Source organism: Massiliimicrobium timonense, assembly GCF_042850985.1.
Lineage (GTDB): Bacteria > Bacillota_I > Bacilli_A > Erysipelotrichales > Coprobacillaceae > Allocoprobacillus.
This window is the reverse complement of the sequence record NZ_AP031415.1, coordinates 73,805-93,271: the sequence shown is the minus strand read 5'-3', so window position 1 is coordinate 93,271 and position 19,467 is coordinate 73,805. Positions and strand designations below refer to the sequence as shown.

Annotated in this window: 24 protein-coding genes, 1 rRNA gene and 1 other RNA gene; 3 read left to right on the top strand and 23 right to left on the bottom strand. The window is 30.7% G+C overall.

Annotated features, from left to right (window positions below; translation table 11 throughout):
* Positions 1–36 precede the first annotated feature (36 nt).
* Positions 37–1,560, bottom strand: a 16S ribosomal RNA gene (locus ACGHJ8_RS00520).
* Positions 1,561–1,836: 276 nt separating this feature from the next.
* On the opposite strand from ACGHJ8_RS00520, the gene ACGHJ8_RS00515 reads away from it, so the two are divergent.
* Positions 1,837–2,526 carry an MBL fold metallo-hydrolase gene (locus ACGHJ8_RS00515; protein WP_211962582.1) on the top strand — a complete coding sequence of 230 codons (690 nt, stop codon included), beginning with the start codon at positions 1,837–1,839 and terminating at the stop codon, positions 2,524–2,526.
* A 376-nt stretch (positions 2,527–2,902) separates the two neighbouring features.
* Here ACGHJ8_RS00515 and ACGHJ8_RS00510 read toward each other — a convergent pair whose 3' ends face one another.
* From ACGHJ8_RS00510 to ACGHJ8_RS00490, 5 genes are all read right to left on the bottom strand, one after another.
* Positions 2,903–4,018, bottom strand: coding sequence for a site-specific integrase (locus ACGHJ8_RS00510; protein WP_211962581.1), 1,116 nt, complete (start codon positions 4,016–4,018; stop codon positions 2,903–2,905).
* The gene (locus ACGHJ8_RS00505; protein WP_211962579.1) at positions 4,008–4,283 is read right to left on the bottom strand and encodes a hypothetical protein; all 276 of its coding nucleotides are present in this window, start codon (positions 4,281–4,283) and stop codon (positions 4,008–4,010) included. The genes ACGHJ8_RS00510 and ACGHJ8_RS00505 overlap by 11 nt, the downstream gene beginning before the upstream one ends.
* 151 nt (positions 4,284–4,434) lie before the next feature.
* Positions 4,435–5,274 (bottom strand): hypothetical protein, encoded by an 840-nt coding sequence (locus ACGHJ8_RS00500; protein ID WP_390541072.1) that lies wholly within the window; start codon positions 5,272–5,274, stop codon positions 4,435–4,437.
* Positions 5,275–5,281: 7 nt separating this feature from the next.
* Positions 5,282–6,187 carry a DnaB-like helicase C-terminal domain-containing protein gene (locus ACGHJ8_RS00495; protein ID WP_390541070.1) on the bottom strand — a complete coding sequence of 302 codons (906 nt, stop codon included), beginning with the start codon at positions 6,185–6,187 and terminating at the stop codon, positions 5,282–5,284.
* The gene (locus tag ACGHJ8_RS00490; protein ID WP_390541068.1) at positions 6,187–6,453 is read right to left on the bottom strand and encodes a hypothetical protein; all 267 of its coding nucleotides are present in this window, start codon (positions 6,451–6,453) and stop codon (positions 6,187–6,189) included. The genes ACGHJ8_RS00495 and ACGHJ8_RS00490 overlap by 1 nt, the downstream gene beginning before the upstream one ends.
* Positions 6,454–6,593: 140 nt before the next feature.
* Here ACGHJ8_RS00490 and ACGHJ8_RS00485 point away from each other — a divergent pair, with 140 nt between their 5' ends.
* Complete coding sequence (locus ACGHJ8_RS00485) at positions 6,594–8,363, top strand: hypothetical protein (RefSeq protein ID WP_211962573.1); 1,770 nt, start codon at positions 6,594–6,596, stop codon at positions 8,361–8,363.
* A 638-nt stretch (positions 8,364–9,001) separates the two neighbouring features.
* Here ACGHJ8_RS00485 and prfH read toward each other — a convergent pair.
* The 7 genes from prfH to ACGHJ8_RS00450 form a co-directional block, all read right to left on the bottom strand.
* Positions 9,002–9,589 (bottom strand): peptide chain release factor H, encoded by a 588-nt coding sequence (gene prfH, locus ACGHJ8_RS00480; protein WP_211962571.1) that lies wholly within the window; start codon positions 9,587–9,589, stop codon positions 9,002–9,004.
* Entirely contained in the window at positions 9,583–10,599 is a 1,017-nt protein-coding gene (locus tag ACGHJ8_RS00475; protein WP_211962569.1) for an RtcB family protein, read from the bottom strand. Before ACGHJ8_RS00475 ends, prfH begins: the two co-directional genes overlap by 7 nt.
* 172 nt (positions 10,600–10,771) lie before the next feature.
* Positions 10,772–11,539: a hypothetical protein gene (locus ACGHJ8_RS00470; RefSeq protein WP_211962559.1), complete on the bottom strand. Its 768-nt coding sequence runs from the start codon at positions 11,537–11,539 to the stop codon at positions 10,772–10,774.
* Between the two features lie 3 nt (positions 11,540–11,542).
* Positions 11,543–11,992, bottom strand: a complete 450-nt coding sequence (locus tag ACGHJ8_RS00465) for a RadC family protein (protein WP_211962557.1) — start codon at positions 11,990–11,992, stop codon at positions 11,543–11,545.
* Positions 11,976–12,545: a recombinase family protein gene (locus ACGHJ8_RS00460; protein ID WP_211962556.1), complete on the bottom strand. Its 570-nt coding sequence runs from the start codon at positions 12,543–12,545 to the stop codon at positions 11,976–11,978. The genes ACGHJ8_RS00465 and ACGHJ8_RS00460 overlap by 17 nt, the downstream gene beginning before the upstream one ends.
* 144 nt (positions 12,546–12,689) lie before the next feature.
* Entirely contained in the window at positions 12,690–13,850 is a 1,161-nt protein-coding gene (locus ACGHJ8_RS00455; RefSeq protein ID WP_191341472.1) for a hypothetical protein, read from the bottom strand.
* Between the two features lie 44 nt (positions 13,851–13,894).
* Positions 13,895–14,308, bottom strand: coding sequence for a hypothetical protein (locus ACGHJ8_RS00450; RefSeq protein WP_211962554.1), 414 nt, complete (start codon positions 14,306–14,308; stop codon positions 13,895–13,897).
* A gap of 140 nt (positions 14,309–14,448) precedes the next feature.
* Between ACGHJ8_RS00450 and ACGHJ8_RS00445 the strand changes: the two genes are divergently transcribed.
* Complete coding sequence (locus ACGHJ8_RS00445; RefSeq protein WP_087358825.1) at positions 14,449–14,781, top strand: helix-turn-helix domain-containing protein; 333 nt, start codon at positions 14,449–14,451, stop codon at positions 14,779–14,781.
* Positions 14,782–14,794: 13 nt separating this feature from the next.
* On the opposite strand, the gene ACGHJ8_RS00440 is transcribed toward ACGHJ8_RS00445, so the two are convergent.
* From ACGHJ8_RS00440 to ssrA, 10 genes are all read right to left on the bottom strand, one after another.
* Positions 14,795–14,992 carry a hypothetical protein gene (locus ACGHJ8_RS00440; protein ID WP_191341474.1) on the bottom strand — a complete coding sequence of 66 codons (198 nt, stop codon included), beginning with the start codon at positions 14,990–14,992 and terminating at the stop codon, positions 14,795–14,797.
* Positions 14,985–15,332: a DUF2958 domain-containing protein gene (locus ACGHJ8_RS00435; RefSeq protein ID WP_087358821.1), complete on the bottom strand. Its 348-nt coding sequence runs from the start codon at positions 15,330–15,332 to the stop codon at positions 14,985–14,987. The genes ACGHJ8_RS00440 and ACGHJ8_RS00435 overlap by 8 nt, the downstream gene beginning before the upstream one ends.
* The gene (locus ACGHJ8_RS00430; protein ID WP_191341475.1) at positions 15,329–16,033 is read right to left on the bottom strand and encodes a DNA-processing protein DprA; all 705 of its coding nucleotides are present in this window, start codon (positions 16,031–16,033) and stop codon (positions 15,329–15,331) included. Before ACGHJ8_RS00430 ends, ACGHJ8_RS00435 begins: the two co-directional genes overlap by 4 nt.
* Positions 16,034–16,168: 135 nt before the next feature.
* Positions 16,169–16,450, bottom strand: a complete 282-nt coding sequence (locus ACGHJ8_RS00425; protein WP_211962552.1) for a hypothetical protein — start codon at positions 16,448–16,450, stop codon at positions 16,169–16,171.
* Positions 16,451–16,538: 88 nt separating this feature from the next.
* Positions 16,539–16,709 carry a helix-turn-helix domain-containing protein gene (locus ACGHJ8_RS00420; protein WP_249191360.1) on the bottom strand — a complete coding sequence of 57 codons (171 nt, stop codon included), beginning with the start codon at positions 16,707–16,709 and terminating at the stop codon, positions 16,539–16,541.
* Positions 16,706–17,221, bottom strand: coding sequence for a relaxase/mobilization nuclease domain-containing protein (locus ACGHJ8_RS00415; protein WP_191341478.1), 516 nt, complete (start codon positions 17,219–17,221; stop codon positions 16,706–16,708). The genes ACGHJ8_RS00420 and ACGHJ8_RS00415 overlap by 4 nt, the downstream gene beginning before the upstream one ends.
* Positions 17,209–17,484 carry a plasmid mobilization protein gene (locus ACGHJ8_RS00410; protein WP_390541061.1) on the bottom strand — a complete coding sequence of 92 codons (276 nt, stop codon included), beginning with the start codon at positions 17,482–17,484 and terminating at the stop codon, positions 17,209–17,211. The genes ACGHJ8_RS00415 and ACGHJ8_RS00410 overlap by 13 nt, the downstream gene beginning before the upstream one ends.
* A gap of 518 nt (positions 17,485–18,002) precedes the next feature.
* Positions 18,003–18,362, bottom strand: a complete 360-nt coding sequence (locus tag ACGHJ8_RS00405; protein WP_211962546.1) for a DUF2752 domain-containing protein — start codon at positions 18,360–18,362, stop codon at positions 18,003–18,005.
* A 4-nt stretch (positions 18,363–18,366) separates the two neighbouring features.
* The gene (locus ACGHJ8_RS00400; RefSeq protein ID WP_191341481.1) at positions 18,367–18,702 is read right to left on the bottom strand and encodes a TM2 domain-containing protein; all 336 of its coding nucleotides are present in this window, start codon (positions 18,700–18,702) and stop codon (positions 18,367–18,369) included.
* Between the two features lie 409 nt (positions 18,703–19,111).
* Positions 19,112–19,466, bottom strand: a transfer-messenger RNA (tmRNA) gene (gene ssrA / locus ACGHJ8_RS00395).
* Position 19,467: the final 1 nt, after the last annotated feature.

The following is a 19,467-nucleotide window of genomic DNA, read 5'->3' as shown; positions in this document are numbered from 1 at the left end:
AAACCAAACAGTATCCACATCTTCTCTTCTCCCTAGAAAGGAGGTGATCCATCCCCACGTTCCCGTAGGGATACCTTGTTACGACTTCACCCCAATCATCAGTCCCACCTTAGACAGCTCCCTCCTTGCGGTTGGGCCACCGGCTTCGGGTGTTACCAACTCTCATGGTGTGACGGGCGGTGTGTACAAGGCCCGAGAACGTATTCACCGCGACATGCTGATTCGCGATTACTAGCGATTCCAGCTTCGTGCAGTCGAGTTGCAGACTGCAGTCCGAACTGTGAACGGGTTTCTGGGTTTCGCTCCACCTCGCGGCTTCGCCTCCCTCTGATCCGTCCATTGTAGCACGTGTGTAGCCCAGGTCATAAGGGGCATGATGATTTGACGTCATCCCCGCCTTCCTCCTCCTTGCAGAGGCAGTCTCGCCAGAGTCCCCAACCTAATGCTGGCAACTGGCAACAGGGGTTGCGCTCGTTGCGGGACTTAACCCAACATCTCACGACACGAGCTGACGACAACCATGCACCACCTGTGTGAGATATATCTATCTCCCTGTCTCCAGGGCCTTTATCTCCATGTCAAGACCTGGTAAGGTTCTTCGCGTTGCTTCGAATTAAACCACATGCTCCACCGCTTGTGCGGGCCCCCGTCAATTCCTTTGAGTTTCATTCTTGCGAACGTACTACTCAGGCGGAGTGCTTATTGCGTTAACTCCAGCACTGAGGTCTGACCCCCAACACTTAGCACTCATCGTTTACGGCGTGGACTACTAGGGTATCTAATCCTATTTGCTCCCCACGCTTTCGGGACTGAGCGTCAGCTGCACCCCAGACCGCCGCCTTCGCCACTGGTGTTCCTCCATATATCTACGCATTTCACCGCTACACATGGAATTCCGCGATCCTCTGATGCTCTCTAGCTGTGCGGTTTCCACGGCTTACCGAAGTTTAGCTCCGGTCTTTCACCGCAGACCTGCACTGCCGCCTGCTCCCTCTTTACGCCCAATGATTCCGGATAACGCTCGCCACCTACGTATTACCGCGGCTGCTGGCACGTAGTTAGCCGTGGCTTCCTCATGAAGTACCGTCACGCACATGGCATTCCCTCCATCTGCCGTTCTTCCTTCATAACAGAAGTTTACATCACGAATGACTTCTTCCTTCACGCGGCGTTGCTCGGTCAGGCTTTCGCCCATTGCCGAAAATTCCCTACTGCTGCCTCCCGTAGGAGTCTGGGCCGTGTCTCAGTCCCAGTGTGGCCGTCCACCCTCTCAGGCCGGCTACGCATCGTCGCCCTGGTGAGCCGTTACCTCACCAGCTGGCTAATGCGTCATAAGCCCATCCCTGTGCTATCCCGTGGGATATTTAACATAGTCGACATGCGTCCTCTATGCCTATGCGGTCTTAGCTGCCGTTTCCAGCAGTTATCCCCCTCACAGGGGCAGGTTGCTTATGTCTTACTCACCCGTTCGCCACTCAATGCCGAAGCATTGCGTCCGACTTGCATGTATTAGGCACGCCGCCAGCGTTCATCCTGAGCCAGGATCAAACTCTCCATTGTCCTTTTCTATCTTCAGACAATTTCATGTCTTCTTGACTCTTTCTTTTTTTCTATCTTTATTGACGTGTTTACTGTTCAGTTTTCAATGTTCCTGTCGCCCTCTCTCGAGTGCTCATCTATAATATCATCTATTCCTCCCCTTTGCAAGCATTTTTTTCATATTTTTTCATCTTTTCTCTTTTTTTCCCTTTCTATCAATGTTTTTTCTTGCATGTTTTCTTTTATTTTTATTTTTACATAACTATTTATGTTATAATTTTGTAGAGGTGAACAATTATGAATACAAAAATAATACAAATCAATGACACTTTATACACATTCGATCAGGGTATGGTCAGATCCTATCTCGTCATTGGTCAAAACAAAGCTTTACTTGTTGATACTGGAGCATTCTCTTTTGACATTATATCCGCTATCAGAGAAATCACATCACTTCCAATTTCCTTATGCCTTACACACGCTGATCGAGATCATACTAAAAATATAACACCATTTAAAGAAATCCATATTTATCCTGATGAAATAACTTATTTACCCAATCACGATTCAGATATAATACCCATTGATGATCAATATATCTTTAATTTAGGAAATCAACAATTTCATGTTATTCATACCCCTGGACATACTCCCGGTTCAATATGTTTATATGATCAAGAAAATCATATTCTATTTTCTGGAGATACGATATCATATGGCCCCATCTATATGTTTGGCCACAACAGAAACCTAAATCAATATCTTCAATCCCTTTTAATGCTTGATAATCTTTTTAAGAACAAAGACATCACTATTTATCCAGCACATAATACATATCCTATTTTTTCTAATGAAATTATTAATCTTATTCAATGTGTTAACGGAATAAACAATCACACTATATCAGGTACAACAACAAATATATTATCACAAGACCATTATTCTCCTTTATTATATCAATATAATCAATGTGGAATATACAAATAAACTTTATATTACATAATTTAAAATAAAAATAGTCTATTTATAGAACAGATATCTCTATTTTAATAGGATAACATACAATATAAATAGACTTTTTAAGTAAATGAAAATCAAAATGATAATGACATCCACATTGCACATTAAATTTGGTGGAGGCGAGGGGAGAGATATTAATATAAATCATTATCTCCAATCACTTCCAAAACGTTCCAATAGGGTTACTTTTCCTCATTTTGGAACGCTTAAAAACCATAAAATTGAATTTAATATCCTATCTTCGTTAGCACACTCGTTAGCACAATAAATAATCTATTATATACTACGTTTTGATTTTCTCTTTAATAAATTATACCATAAATTTCTAGAATAATACTATATCTTATTCTTTTTGATTACTTTTATTTTCTCTTTCATCAATAAAAAAGGAGGAATCTCCCTCCGAAATAATTGCATTTATTCTATTGCTAATTTTTTCATTTACATCATCATACATATGAGAGTATGTGTTGATAGTTACTTCTAATGTATCACCCAATGCCCCAGCTAATTCCTGTATAGAAGCTCCAGAGTTAGCAAGTAACGATGCATAAGAGTGTCTTAAAGTATGTAACTTGATATCTTCTAAACCCGCATCTTTTAAAGCCTTTTTAAATCGTGTTCTTATTTTATTATAAGACCATGACTTATAGTAACCAAACACATATTTATCATCATTAAAGCCATCCTTATTTTTTTCAATATTATAGATATTTAACAAAGCTTCTTTTACATTAAAAGGCATAATGATAGTATAATCTTTATTATTCTTACGTCCGTCAACACGTCTTGTTCCACCTTTATCTACTATATGTGCATTTATCTTCATCTCGTTAGATTTAAAGTCTATTTGCTCCCAACGAATCGCCCTTGCTTCACCTACTCTAATTCCTGTATAAAACAAAATCATTAAGAAAGTTTTATAGTAGAAATCATCAACAGATTGATATAACCTTTGAAATTGACTTAAGGTTATATATTTTATTCCTGACTGTGACTCTTTTAACTTTCTCACTTTCTTTGTTGGATTGTAATCAATATATTCCATGTCCATAGCATAATTATACAGCTTTGATATACACTCAATAATATGATTAATATATGAGTTTTTATATTCCTTTTTAGACATTTTAAGAGTATTGATTAACGATTGTATATCTTTCACACTAATATTATCTATATATTTATTACCTAAATAGGGTTTTATATGTGTATTATATCGTGATTCATTGGTTTTCACAGTAGTCATACTATAGCGTAATTTTTGATGAGCTAGAAACTCATTTTCTAACTCATCTAATTTCATACGTTTTTTTGGAGTCTGCAGTCCAGCCTTAATCTCTAATTCAGCTTTTATTGCTTCACGTTTGGTTCTAAAACCTCTTCGCCAATAATGTTTTCCATTATAATATACTACAGCTATCCATGTCCCTCTTTCATTATCTTTTCTAACTGTCATAGTTGATCACCTCCTTTTTCTCATCATTAGCAAATCGTCTAATGTCATCTTCGGTTAACCCTATATAATCCAACGCTCTAGATGTAGGGATTCCTAAAACATCAACACTTTTACCATTATGATGGATATCAGCGCAAATATTATCATATACAACTTTCGCTTTCTTTTTTCCTACATCTAGAAAAACTGCTAATTCTTTTTGATTGACATAACCTTTTTGTATCAGCTCCAAACGGCTAATATTTAATTGTTTATTTTGCTTCATAATTATAAATAACTTCCTTTCTTTGCAACTTTGTTCTTATTATTTGTTCTAAGTGATATCTCGTAGAGATATCACTTAGAATAGTCTTTTAAAGCACTGTTTTTTTATCTTAAAATTTGCATTATTTCATAAATAGACCACAAAATGTTTCTTATTGATATATTTTAGTGACATCACTAGATACTTCAAAATCTTTGATTACATCTGAAGACATCAATACATTTAAGAAAACTGTCACATTCAATCTAAATTGACGATTAATGAAATTATTTGTCTTTCTGTAGAGATCGTATGATATCAATTTATCTTTATACTTTTGTCTATTTGTCATAATCTGAGTATTTATCCCTAAATATTCTTTTATCTGTTTATTTTTTATTATTGTTGTTTCTTTTGAACACAAAATATTGTGTATGGTGTAAAATTTAAATTCCATAATATTCTTAGTTTGATGTATATTATGTTTAGCATTTTCACTTTTTATATGCATTACACTTATGGGATAAACATTTAAACTTATTCCATCTAATAACTGATTTTCAACAATATACAACAATACAGGTTCGTTTTTAAGCTCAAAACACCCATTTATTACTTCTAGATCCACTAATTTCCATGATATTAGTTTTTGTTTATTTATTTCAAGAATATTGACCATGCTTAGTTTTTTTATTGATTTAACAATTTCCTTTTCATCAATTGTCTTATTTTTAACTTTATTCTTACAAAAGTGTGCTTTGTTATTTCCAGTTAAAATTTTCAAAATGTGAAGAGGTTCAAAACGTGAAATCCCATCTTTTTCTATGAAAATACTATGAATCGCATGTAATACTGCAATATCAAAAATTGAAAGTTGTGTATCTTGAGAACATCTAATTGTTAAAGTAGTTCCATTAGAAAAGCTCTGTTTTATTTCTTGATCTTTCTTATATTCTTGTGTAAGCAACCCAATCATGCCACGAAAATTTACTATCCATATTTTTTCTAACATTGACATTCTATATGTTGTCATCTACAAATCCTCCATTTTTCTTATTACTAGTTTCTTTATCAGCTTCAAGATCCAATAATAAATTGAATTGTTTTAAAAACAGCATTTTAACTCCTTCTCCACAACCATAACGTCCTTTTTTATTTGCTATTAAAACAATCTCCCCTTGATGACCATTGACTATTTTTGTTTTTCCAGTAGGTATGATAAAGGTTACATTTGTACTTTGTTGTGCAAGAGCACTAGCTCCTTTTAAAGATATTGCTGAGATTTTATTTATATCCATTTGACCATTTTCATTCATGCTATCTTGTTGTGATAATTTATTCATTTGACCAAGCACTAAAACAGGTAAATCTAAACTTCTTGCCATATTGCGTAATTCAGTAGCAATATGTTCACTTATTTCTTCAGATCCACTTATATTTTGATATTGGTCGATAACTACAAAATCAATATGTTCTTTTTGACATATATCTTTAACTTTTCCCTCTATGTCAATAATATCAAGAGAACAAAAGTCATTTGGATTTAATATAGTCAAATTTGAACTGTAAAATGAATACAAGTGTGATGCAAAATTATAATCTGCCAATTTTTTTATTTCACTTGGGTTCATAATATCAGAATACGCAATCGCTCTATCTAAATCATTAAGAGCTGAAAAGCAAGAAACAAATCTTTTTTCCACCTCTTCTTGAGCCTGCTCAAGATTAATATATAATACATGAACTTGCTTTTGCTCTATATGATCTTTATGTTGGGGATTTACCCCCAACATAAGCACTGAGGAAAACATAATTCCTAATGCTGTTTTACCTCCACCCGAAGAGCCACTTATCGTATAAAGTTGCCCCTTTATCCAACCATTTGGCAAAATATTATTGTCAAATTCTTCACTTACCAATGGCATCAAGTTTGCATCAAATATATATGGCAAAAGTTGTAAATAAATTTTTTTGTTGTTGGTGTAAAATCTTTTTGCTCTACAATTCTACAGATAAGTTCGCTATACTTTTCACGTATCATCTCAATAAAATGTTTTTTTAAATCCTCATGACAATTTGGTAGTAAGCCTATATCGTCATAAAGCTCAACTAAATCATCTTTTTGTATAATAGTAGTTTTTTCTAAATTACTGTTACTTATATCAATTCCAGTAATTATTGCTTTCATCATATTCTTTCTCCTTCTTTTTATTTTTTGTATCTCGAGATTACAACTATATACTACAATAAAACATTTTGTTTTTATCCCGCCATAACTGTACAAATTATATTTTTTTATTTTTTAATGATATAATAATTATGGTGATACATATGAAGGGAAAATATAAAATTAAAGAAATAGAACTCTTACCTGCTGATGAATTGTTAAATTTACCACTTGAATATCAAATGACTCTACCACATAATAAGCTAGAAGAGTTATTAGAATATTCAAAAAATAGGTATGAAACTGTAAATGAAATGTATAATAGTGGAACTTTAATTCCATTTCTATTAGAGGAAAACAAAAAAAACAACGTCATTCCAAATCAAACCAAATATAGAAAATGGCATATCTATATAATGCTTGGATTAAATACAATATTCAATAATAAAAACGACAAATTATATCAGATTAATCCAGACCTTTACGACTATATAAGAAGTAAATTAATTGAAAAGACTTTTCATGAAATTTTATTGCTACTAATAGCTGAGCTTAACCAAAGAGCTAAAAAAGAAAAAAATGTTAAATCAGATTTATCCGAAAATATGGCCAAAAGCATTTGTATGTATCTTCATGCGAAAAACTTATTAGACACAAAAGAATCCACCACATTCAATGTAGATGCAAATCTAGGTTATTGGGATAATTTAAGCTTAAATGGTTATTCTGTACGTGCTGATAAATACTCTCGTCTTGTTAGAAAAATCAAAGAGTCTTTTAAATCAGATAATTATTTAGAAAAATTTAGTGATTTTTATAACAGTCGTGATGATTTCATATCTATTAATAATAAATTAATGTACTTATTAAACTATTATGATAAAAATGATGGTTTAGAAAGAGATAACTATTTATGGCTTTCAATTAATCCATATTTTGAAAATACTATATCAAGGTATTTTCCCTTATACACTTATTATTGTTTCAATACAATCTCTACACCTACAATGAATAGCACTAATAAAAAAGACAATCTTAGAAAAAAAAGGAACTATACTAATGGGGTATTAAAGCATTTGAAATACTTAATTACAAATACCAGAAGACCCACAACCCCATCATTAAATGAAATACTATTTGATTTTGAACATAACGAAAAAATATATTGTTTTATACGTTATAATTTTAAAGACTTCTATGAAGATTTAGAGATCAATTCTAATCGTGAGTCAGATTTAGAAGAAATAGATATGTTAACAACTTGTAATAGAGTTGCATTTGAAGATAGATATCCTTTACAATTTTATTATTCTCTAAACACCGATATTGTAAAAGAGTTAATTGACAATACATTTTCTCGCAAAGAAATAAAGAATTTTTATATAACAAATGGTGATTGTTATGATGAGAAAAAAATGAATATTTTAGAGAGTATTCTCAATTTATCAAAATTTAATATTAATATGAGGTATGTGCAAAAACTTATTGATGATACATCTAATACTACAAACTCAAAAAATTATCTTGAAATAATAGATATTATTAATAATTTTATCAAAAATAAATACCCAAAATGCATTAATTTAACTGCTGAATGTATGAACTATCTTGATAGTTTGGACAATTTCTTTGACGACGAACAAGATAACTTATTTGAACTCATTCTAGGTATAAGTAACAATATCCCAGATTTAGATATAACAAACTATTTTATTAAAGAAACTTGTAGAAATATAGATAACTTATCTATGAAATATAAAGAGCAAGAAACTGTTAATAATCCTATTTTATCAAAACTACTTTATGGGACAGTTGATGAAATAAATGATATTATGGTTTCAAAAGATTCTATACATTCAGAATTTGCAAATATAAGAAACAATGATAAGGATTACATATATCTTCTATTACTCGCAACTTATATAACAAAGTAAGAGGTTATCCCTATTACCTTCAAATATTTTTATTAATCTATAATTAAAACAAGTATATCCTTTACAGGATATACTCATGGGTACTAATTTTAATCAAATCTTTTACTAAAATATAAAAATAAGTTAGCATTTAAAAACAGTCATAATTATGCTATAATGCATTTGCTATTGCACCTCCCTTTAATAGCTAAAGGAGGTGAGTTTCTATGGGAGCAATCTTTACGATTTTAACTTCTATCATAGCAGGTGTGATTTGCCATCTTATCTGCAAATGGCTCGATAGAAAGGGTAAGCAATAGCAGAGCATAAAAAAAAGGAACGTTGCAGCGTTCCTTTTTCCGTTTCTATGGCATCTTTACGATTTTTGCCTATAGACATTATATAATATGTTCTAATTAAAATCAAGTATACTTCATTAAACACAAACACATATTTTCACATAATCATTCTCATAAAGAAATATAAAATCAGCGTTGATATATCATAAGATATTAATTCCTTTATTTCAGCAAATCTAAAAATGATAATAAGAATAAAAAGAATCATTCTTCAAAGGCTTCTAAATAAAACATTTCTTATCTACTGTTTATACATTGTTATACAAATTTTCTATCTTCAAATATTGTAAACCTTATTTATTATATTCTTCTAAATTTTAATCCCTTATATACTCTTACTGGATTTCCTCTAGTAAGCTGATTATGCTTATTCCAATTTTCATATTGTATAACCCTATTGATAGATGAGTTTTTCTCATCTATCTTTTTCATTAATCTTAAATAAGCAATCTTCTTATTTTGAATCTGGCTACGCCGATCCATTGATACTACGCTTATTCCAGTTGGTATATGTATAGCCCTAATGGCTGTAGATACCTTATTGACATTTTGTCCTCCCTTACCTGACGAACGTAAAGCTTCATATCTAATATCATCATCCTTATCAAATCTGAATTTATCTTGCAGTATAGACACATCAATAAACCAGTTTTTTCTTTTATGATTTGGTCTAAATGGACTTTGACATATCCATTGAACACTTCCTTCCAAAAAAGATAGGTCTTTCTCACTGTAAAAAACAGCACTCTTTAGACATTGCTTATCACTGAAATTTGTTGAAACAACTTCAAGCTTAGGAAACTCTGTTAAAAGTTCCTTATAGAATAGATAACATGCTAATTCACATTCTTTTGGTGAGCCTTGTCCAGCACTAATCTGTATCAGCATTTATAAGTCACCATTGGTTTTAATGTTGCTATAATATCTATACATTTGTATTGTAAAAGCGTATCAATGACATCATCTATTCTTTTATATGCTTCTGTTGCTTCTTCATACAGTAATGCCTTGTCCTTTGATATGGCATAGCTTCCTAATGAAGTTCTTCTCAGTTCATCTTTTTTATATTTTGATTGAAGTTTTCCCTTGCATTCACTTCTCATGATCTTTCGACCACATCCATGACTGACTGAAAATAATTCATCATCATGAGGTATGGTTTTAACTATGTAAGAGTGACTTCCTCTTGTTCCTGCTATGATCGCATAGGTATGACCCAATGATGATATGCTTCCTTTTCTATGATAGTATTTCCCATCAGCTATTTCCAAATAATTATGTATGCAATCAATGACAATTCTATTATCTGATTTGATATTTGCCATTTGTGTAAATATATCAGCAAGATGATTGCGATTATCTCTTGCATATGCAACAGCTTTGTCATGTTCTTCAATATAGGAATTGAATCTTTCACTACCTTCTTCCAATCCTTCTAATGAAGCATATTCTCTATAGATTGATTCTCCTATAGCTCTTGAGCCTGAATGAATCAACAAATAGGCTTTCTTTGTATCAATACCTAGTTGATTAGCTAAATCTTGATTATAGACCTTATCAATGGCAGTCAATTCAATAAAATGATTTCCTCCACCAATGCTATATTTTCCATAGATCCCTGTATTCTCAAGTTTTTTCACAAGTCTTTCTACTTTTATCTTTCTTATCTTTTCTTGAGTTTCATATAAGGTTATTCCACATCCAATGTCATTTCCTATTAGAAACGGATATATAAATTGCTTTGTACAGACAGTACACCCTACAGGCTGTTTTCCCATGTGAAGATCAGGCAATCCTATAATGGATTCTACGCCTTTAAAATCCGTTATGGATTCAATCTTTCTTATTGCATTGTCCTCCATCCATAGCTTATTATTTTTCATTATTTTGACTTTCATAAATCCTCCTGTGTTCAAGCATCACAAGAGCATATAAAAAGCATAGCAGATAATCCACTATGCTCGTTCTTTCGTACACTTGTGATTAGCTACTTTTCTTTCATCTATTATATTGTATTTGTTTGTATATCTTAGCATAGCTATCACACCCTTTCTTATTGCTTAAAGCATATCATATTTTATTCTTATCTACAAGATAAATCTTCTCTTTTACATATCTATTTATGATTTCAATATCATAAAACTCAATATAGAATGTCAGTGAAGGTCGTTTATATGTATATTTTGACTTTCTTTTCCCACCCCATACAAAGCTTGTAAATGGTTTGGAAAACCAATCATGTTTTTCATCATAGCAGTCTGAAAAATCATCCTTTGTAAAGATTTCATTGAAGAAGTAGTCCACCAGATCAATAGATTCTTTTTGATACCAGACCTGAGGAAATGAATAATAGATAATGCTTCCGTTGATATGACCATCTGCATTGACTAGAATCTTGTAATCAGGAATATCTTCTATTTTTTTGATGTTGTCATGAAAATATCTTTTCATTCTTTCAAGATTGATTCTGCATTTATAAGTTGACCACCTAGTATATTTGAGATTCTTGACAATCTTCTTTAAATCCTTATCATCAATCCATACTTTTGTTGTTCTAAAAATAATGTCATATTCACAATTATCATCAAACGCAAAGGTATTTGGTCTTTTATTCTTCCTTATAGGCAGATAGATTATTGCATATGGATTGAATGCCAATATACAGAAACTAGCAATCAAGTATTTTAGACATTGAATATTTCCATCAATCCATGCACCACCATACCACCAGTCTGCCCAGTCAATAATCCAAAGACGATCATGTTCAAAGGGAATGTATATATAGTAATATTTCTTTTTGTAAAGAACCTTATATCTTCTAAACTTGTATGCTTCCATATACTACTCTCCAAATAGGATTCCATGTTCAGCAAAACTGAAATATCCTCTTTCACAGGTAATGATATGGTCTATAATTGGAATCTGTAAAATCTTGGATGCTTCAATAAGCTCTTTGGTTGTGTCAATGTCTGTCTGAGATGGTTCAATCGTATTGCTTGGATGCGTATGAAAGAGCATTATTTTTGAAGCATTGGAAAGTATAGCTCCCTTAAATACCTCTCTAGGGTGAGCTAATGTCATATTGACTGTACCTATCGAGCATATCTCAAACGAATTGATTTCATTGGCATTATTCATCATGATAACTCCAAAACATTCACGATCTGTCTTATCAACAATATTGCTGATGGCTTCAAATGCTCTATCTGGACTTGTAATACCTTTGCTTTCATACTCAACTGTCTTTTCTCTATATATCTTCAATGATATAAAATCAACTTTTTTCTTCATTTTCTTTCATCTCCTTCACTCTTCTATAAAAGGTAGTCTTGCTGTAGTTCAATAACTTCATTGCCTGTGTAGCAGTTATTTCGTTATTCTTCCATTTTTCATATATTTCATCAAATCTATCGTTTTGAATTTTCTTTCTGCCCTGATATTTGCCATTAGCCCTAGCAATGGCAATTCCCTCTTTTTGTCTTTGAAGAATGTAATCACGTTCTAGCTGAGCAACAGCCCCAAAAACAGTAAGCATAAACTTACCTGATGGTGTAGACGTGTCAATCTTTTCTTTCATGCTGACAAATTGCACTCCTTTAGCAACCAATTGATCGACCAGTTCCAACAAATCACGTGTATTACGTGCAAAACGACTGATTGATTCCACAACAACAATATCACCACTTCTAACGAAACCCATCATTTCCTTAAGCATAGGTCTTTCCATATTTTTACCACTAATTTTATCAATGAATATTTTTTCAACATCTAGCTTCTTCATGATGACTTCCTGTCTTGCAATATTCTGTTCAACAGTCGATACTCTAATATAACCAATTTTCAAACTTATCACCACATTTCATAATCTTTAATAAACAAAAAGCGTTCCACTAAGTCACAATTTTAAGTGGAACGTTCCAAAATACGTTATTCAACTTTAATGGTACAAAGAAAAAGTATACCACTAGGGTATACTCTAAAAAAACGATTATTTATTCTTTCTATATGACTTACCATTACATAGCATTGTATTGTCTTTTAATTCAATACTTACTGATGTTGTTTCTGCACCCAAATTACTATATGCATCATCTACTTCAGTAACATATAAATCCATTCCAATACGTATATCATCATATCCACGCATAATAGTTCCAGAGGTTATTCTAATACTAGGATTTTCATATACTTTTTCCTGATACTGATATTTGTAACCATCTATAGTAGAGTCTGTAAATTCAATTGTTGTACCAAAATTTTCATCAACATCATTTGAATCAATCGCTTCATAAGTTCCATACATGAATTTAGCTACTGCATCATCTTTTAAATCAATAGTATATTCTGTTTTCCATAAACTCGAATCTGATACCTCTATTAATGGAGTATTCACAGTTTCATATGTATAACTATTAGTTGCTGATCCTGTCATAGGTGATATAGTTCCCATAGGTGCAATTATATCTCCTATGTTAAAATCATAAACTTCTCCATTTATACTGAATGATACCATATCATGTAAATTTCCGTTACCAACAGTATCAATCAATCCACTTGTAAATCCATTTAAATATGACACATCTACGACTTTACCCGGAATATAAACAAAAGTTCCCGATAGTGAAGTAGGATTGTTAAAAAATTGATTCCAATTCATATTTGCATAATTGATCCCCGCTGTCTGAAATTGCTCAAATAGACTCTGATTATTTGTTTCATTATCCATTATAGCTCCATCCCTTGTCATTTCTTCATTAATTTTATAATTTTCAGAATCAATCATTACTTTATTATCTTTTTTATATACTTTACCAGTAATTGTAACTTCAAATCCTCCATTTATAGGCTCCTCAATATTGTTAACATATAATTCATTAATCCATTCTTTATCATATATACAGTTTGTAAATCTCCCATTTTCATCTGTTATAACCTCATATGGTGCAAATCCTGTTACAGTGATTTTCTTACCAAGATAAGCATCAATATTATTGAATAAATCATTTATATTAATATTTATGTCTTCCTCAACACTTTCTTCATTTTCAGTATTTTTTGCAGTATTAATCTCTTCTTTATCAGTAGTAGAACAGCCAACTGAAGTACAAACTAATATCAATACTATCAATAACTTTAATATTATTTTCATTCTGAATCCTCTTTTCAATTTATATTTTCCGACACCTAAATAATTTATTTTTTATTAAATATTATTTGTTCATTTAAGCTATCTACTTCTACTTTATAATTTATTTTTATTTCATTATTTTTTCCATGACAGAATGCAATAAAACCACTTCCAATTGATGCAATTGATATTCCAAATCCTGGTGCTATTAATCCTAATATCATTGCAATTTTTCCTATATTTTTTTCAATAGTAGAATTATTAGATTTTTTCACAGTATCAATCAACTCATAATATAATTCATCTAAAACTATTATTTTATTTCTTTCTTCTTTTATAGCTTGTTTAAATTCATCTTTGTTTTTACAATAAGCCGTTGTTTTTTTTAACCTTTCTCTTTCTCTTCTTTCTTCTAATCCCAATTTTTCCTCTACAGTATGCTTTACATAAGCACCTATTAAGTTTATTTTCACTCCCATAATTTTACACTCCTCATTATAATTCATTAATTATAATTTTATTTTATCATATATTGCATTATTAATACAACTTGTTCTATTGGTTTGTGTTTAATTTTGAGAATAATTTGTATGATAAACAATATACGAGGTGATTATTTATGCTTAATTCGACTATTGACTATGCCATGATTGGCAAAAGAATTAAAAATAAAAGAACAGAATCAAAAATTACTCAAGAAAAGATGTCTAACGATCTTAACCTTTCTACATTCTATATATCAAAAATCGAAAATGGTAAATCATGTCCTACATTAGATACATTATCTATCATTGCTAACTATCTTGAATTAGACCTCGCATTTCTTATTACTGGAACTTCTACACTAGAAAAGAACTATTATCTCAAGCAACTTGATGAAATATGTTCAAAGGCTACAAATAAACAGCTTAATCTCATTATAAAGATTGCAAAAACAATACTTGAAGAATAATACCCTTAGCTCATTACTCTGCTAAGGGTATCAGTTTATCTAATTTCTTTTTTATCATCTTACGTATATTGATAATCTTGCAATGATAATGACTGGCTACAATACCTATGTACTGTGGGGACAAGTCATGTTCTATCGAAGCTAATATACCTAATATTGCTTCTATTTCTTCAAGTTCATAGTATATCTGATCCAACTCTTGTTCATTCATATTCAAATTCCCTAATACCTAATCTTACACACTCATCATGAACAGTTGTATTTTCTCTTAGATATCTATCTCTTTCTATGATGGGAATTTCATTACCTAATTTCAATGATTCTAGTTCAGATAATAATATATAGCCCCATTCATTATATATAAGACTAACATACCCAAATAATAACCAATCCCCATCCACAAGCCTTTTTCCACCAGTAATGAGCCATGTTCCTACACCATATGGATTGAAATACCTAGCAATGACCTTAGAATGAAAAACAAGTTCTCTTTGACCATCAATGCCATACTTCAATAATTCTTCTTCAATTTCTTTTGTCAATAGTTTCATACTGCTGACTCTAGCTCCCCATAGTTTTCAATATGCTTGATTTTCTGTTGATTCAATATATCATACAGCTCATACTCATTTCCAATCATATAGACATCCTTATTCTGCTCAATTGCATAAGCAAGTGCCATGATATCTTCATTTGTATCATAGCATTGAGCCATCACAATTTTATCTGCTAGACCACTGACAATTCTATACGAAAAAGGAAGATACTTCTTTGGTGGCTCGACATAATAAGGATACTCACTAAAAACAAGAGTATTTATATTATCAACATCACCATAGAATGAAATACCTCTATCCATAATTTTTATAGTCTTAACTGCATAATCATCCAAAGAGCTTCTATGTGGCTTAACCAGTACAAATTCATCATCTTCTATCATATCATCAACAAATTGATTCAATAGTTCCTGAGTCGAATGATTGCTTTCTGGTGTTATTAAACACAGTGTCTTTTCATCTAAAAAATCAATATTTCCCTTATAGAAAAGCACAAATGGTGGACAATTGATTTTCCTTAATCCTGAAGGATATTCCTCATCAAATATACTGATATACTGACAATCTAACTGTTCCTTCATTTTACATAATGCTTCTCCATCAAACTTTTCCTTATTTGAAAGTGCATTATATATTCTATTGAAATCACCTTCATACTTCAATGCAAAATATAATACTAAATCTCTTATATTCATTTTTCTATTTTCCTTTCATCATAAAAATTAATGGGATTAGCTTCATGCTAATCCCTAACCATTATCTCTTTCAAAAATATAGACAGCAATAGCTGTCAGTATAGCAAAAACCATTTTACCCATTGCATTATCCTCCTAATAACTGAACTTAAATCTAATGCTTTTTGTATCTTTCATATAAGAATAATACAATTCTGCAAAGTTTTGTTTGAAACTCTTGGTATCAAATCTTCGACCAAGAATCTCCTTATAAATTGCCTTCTCTCCATTCATTCCATGAAGTTCTTCTAAATTATACATCTGCATGTACTTCTTGATTTCACTTTCATGTTCCTTAATTTCTTTATCAATTTTTTCCTTTGCAATCTCTAATTGTTTAAGACTGCGAATAACGTTTTGAATATAAAGTTCACTCATTGCTTATTACCTCCTTCAATTTTATATTCATAGATATAATATATAATTGAAGAATATTATAATTACATTTGTAATTATACAGCGTTTTTTATATCGTTCTTGATATATAATCATTTAAATTATCCCATGAAATTCTATAATTCTTTCCAACTTTAATAGCAATCAATTGTTTCTTCTTTATAAGCTTTCTAACTGTTTGTGTAGATACATTTAATATAAAAGCTATTTCATCAACTGTTAATAATTGCTCATTTATCATGAGAATCGTACTCCTTCCCATTTAAGTATATTAAAGTTCTCTCTTAAAAAGTGTAAAAGATTATTATAGAATGTTTTTTCATTAGATAGTTTTTTTCCTGTAAACCCATTAACTGAATTAACTGCAAAATGAATATGGACATTTCCATCCTCTTTCACATGAATACTTGATACATTTCTAAATCCCATTTGTCTTAAGTAATATCCTACTTCCTCACTTAATAAATACACCCATTTTGTCTTGTCTTTAATATGATAATAATTCTTCTTATATATTGATAAAACAAAATGATGTAGCTGTTTCCCTTCAACCTTGCCATATCGTCTTTTATCCATTTCAAATGAATTGACTATCGTTTGTAACGATAAAGAATTTACTCCATTACACATAAAATCCTTATTTAGCATATAATCCTTTACACTACTAGGTGTTCCTTCTATCATGTAATTAATAACATCATTGACAGCCATTTTATCACGATAGGGCTTATTCATCACAATTATAATAGACATTCTAAATCCCCCAATCTTTTCAAAAATCGTCTTGATCGTTCATCATTTTTTTCACTAGCAATATCATCAAGGTCCATTATGCATTCGATAATATCTTTTGTGTTATCTAATTTTATACCATTATTGTTTATACAGCATCTTTGAGCAATAACACATCTCAATATATAATCAGTCATGCTCATATTATTTTCTAATGCATCACTCATTATTTTCTGTTTCTCTTCTTTACTGACTCTTAATTCAATTCTTTCTTTTTTCATCATATTACATCTCCTTCACATCTTATCTCTAGTATGCATTTTTGTCCGTACATATATCAATATATACAGATATATTCACATACTATTATCTTGATGTTAATAATGATATATTTTTATATTTACTGATTTTTAAATATAAAAAAGAAAAAATAAAAGGAGTTGAAAAACAACCCCTAACATATTATTTTACTTTCAATTTTAATGATGATTTAATAAATACAGCTTCAGTAATTGTTATTAGTTTATTATTATCATCTATAATATACGAAAAAGCTAGTGAACGTATATAAAACGACCTTACAATATCATTGTTATGAATAACTGGATATAATCTAGGATTTTCTTTTAAAACATTTATTTTTTCTTTAATCTTTGATATGAAAACTTCAAAGAACGATATCTTTTTTTTACTTGAATAATACTTTTCTTCAAATTTACTATATCACAAAGAAGTTTATATGATATATACCCATAAATCAATAATATTATAACTACACATACATATATTTCCATTTTTCCTCCTAATATAATAAATAATTATTAATATTAATTATTTCAACTATAATAAATATTAATATCGCAAAAATTATTAAAACATTTTTATATTTTGTTATTATCATTTCAACGTATTTCTCTTTTTCAAAAAAAAGTAATATTGAATATATTCCACATGATATAATTATAGGTATAGCTAACAAATTGTAATGTAAAGACATCATAATTTTTCCTTGCAAAAATAAAATAGTTGCTCTAGTTAACCCACAACCAGGACATGGTATCCCAAAAATAGAAAAAAAGGGACATATCCTTATTTCCAAAAAATGAAAAAATAAAGCTAAGCCCAATAACGAAAAAATTTCAGTAAAAAAATTTTTTTTCATCTAGTTAAATAATCATAGAAATTTTTGCAAGATTATGTTGTCTAGTCTTTTTAATAATTGTAAACCAATCGATTATTGTCATAATTCCACAACATCCTAAAGTCAATAATTTTAAAATACCCATACCTGTATCGCCCAACATGAATCTATCAACCCCAAAAGCACCTAAAAATAATGAGAATAATAGCATAGTTGTAGGATCTTTTAAATCAGTAGCTTGTAACGATAAAAATGTTGTGTCATCAGTTTTTTCCAATTTTTGTCTAATGATTGGAATTGCACTTGGCTCAAAATATTTAGCGTTAGTTGTAAGATATAAATCTATTTTTTGCTTATCCATAATAGTTCTCCCCTCTCTTATTATGAGTATACCCCCCCCCCATGTATTTTTGTCAAGTTTTTTAACTTATATTTATAAAATCAAAAATATTCATAGAAACATCTTTCTAAAGTTCATTTGCTTAAAACTCAATAATAAAATGACCTATAAAAATTTATTATTATATTCTCCACATTTTAACTATTGCGATAAAAATTTAAAATATCTAAAAAATTGATCTTGAAAGCTAACATATTACTTTTCAAAAATAATCCTATAATCTCTAAACTATTATTCTCTAATTTTTGAATACTAATTTCTCTATTAAATAAATTTTTGCTATTTCCTTTTTTATAACTCGTTAGCAAATCGTTAGCACAATACAAAAAAAATAAAAAAAACACTGATAAAATCAGTGTCATTTACTATTTGGTGGAGGCGGCGGGAATCGAACCCGCGTCCAAAAGCCGTCCCATATGAAACTTCTACAGCTTATCTTGTCGAATGAATTTAACTAAGCTACAATCCACAAGCAGTCTTTCACTTAGCGATTCTGTACATTTTCGTGATATAAATCCAGACGCTTTATACCCTTAACCTATAAGATATGTTACCAGTTCTATAGCCATAGGTATGCTATAGGCTGATATTCGCTAAAGTCTAACGTCGACTAGCAAGCGAAAGATAATTGTTGTCTGTTTCCAGATATTTTTTGTTTGCAATTAACGTATGCCCACGGCTGCAATTTCATTCAAACTGACCCCTGTCGAATCCAAGACGCCCCCA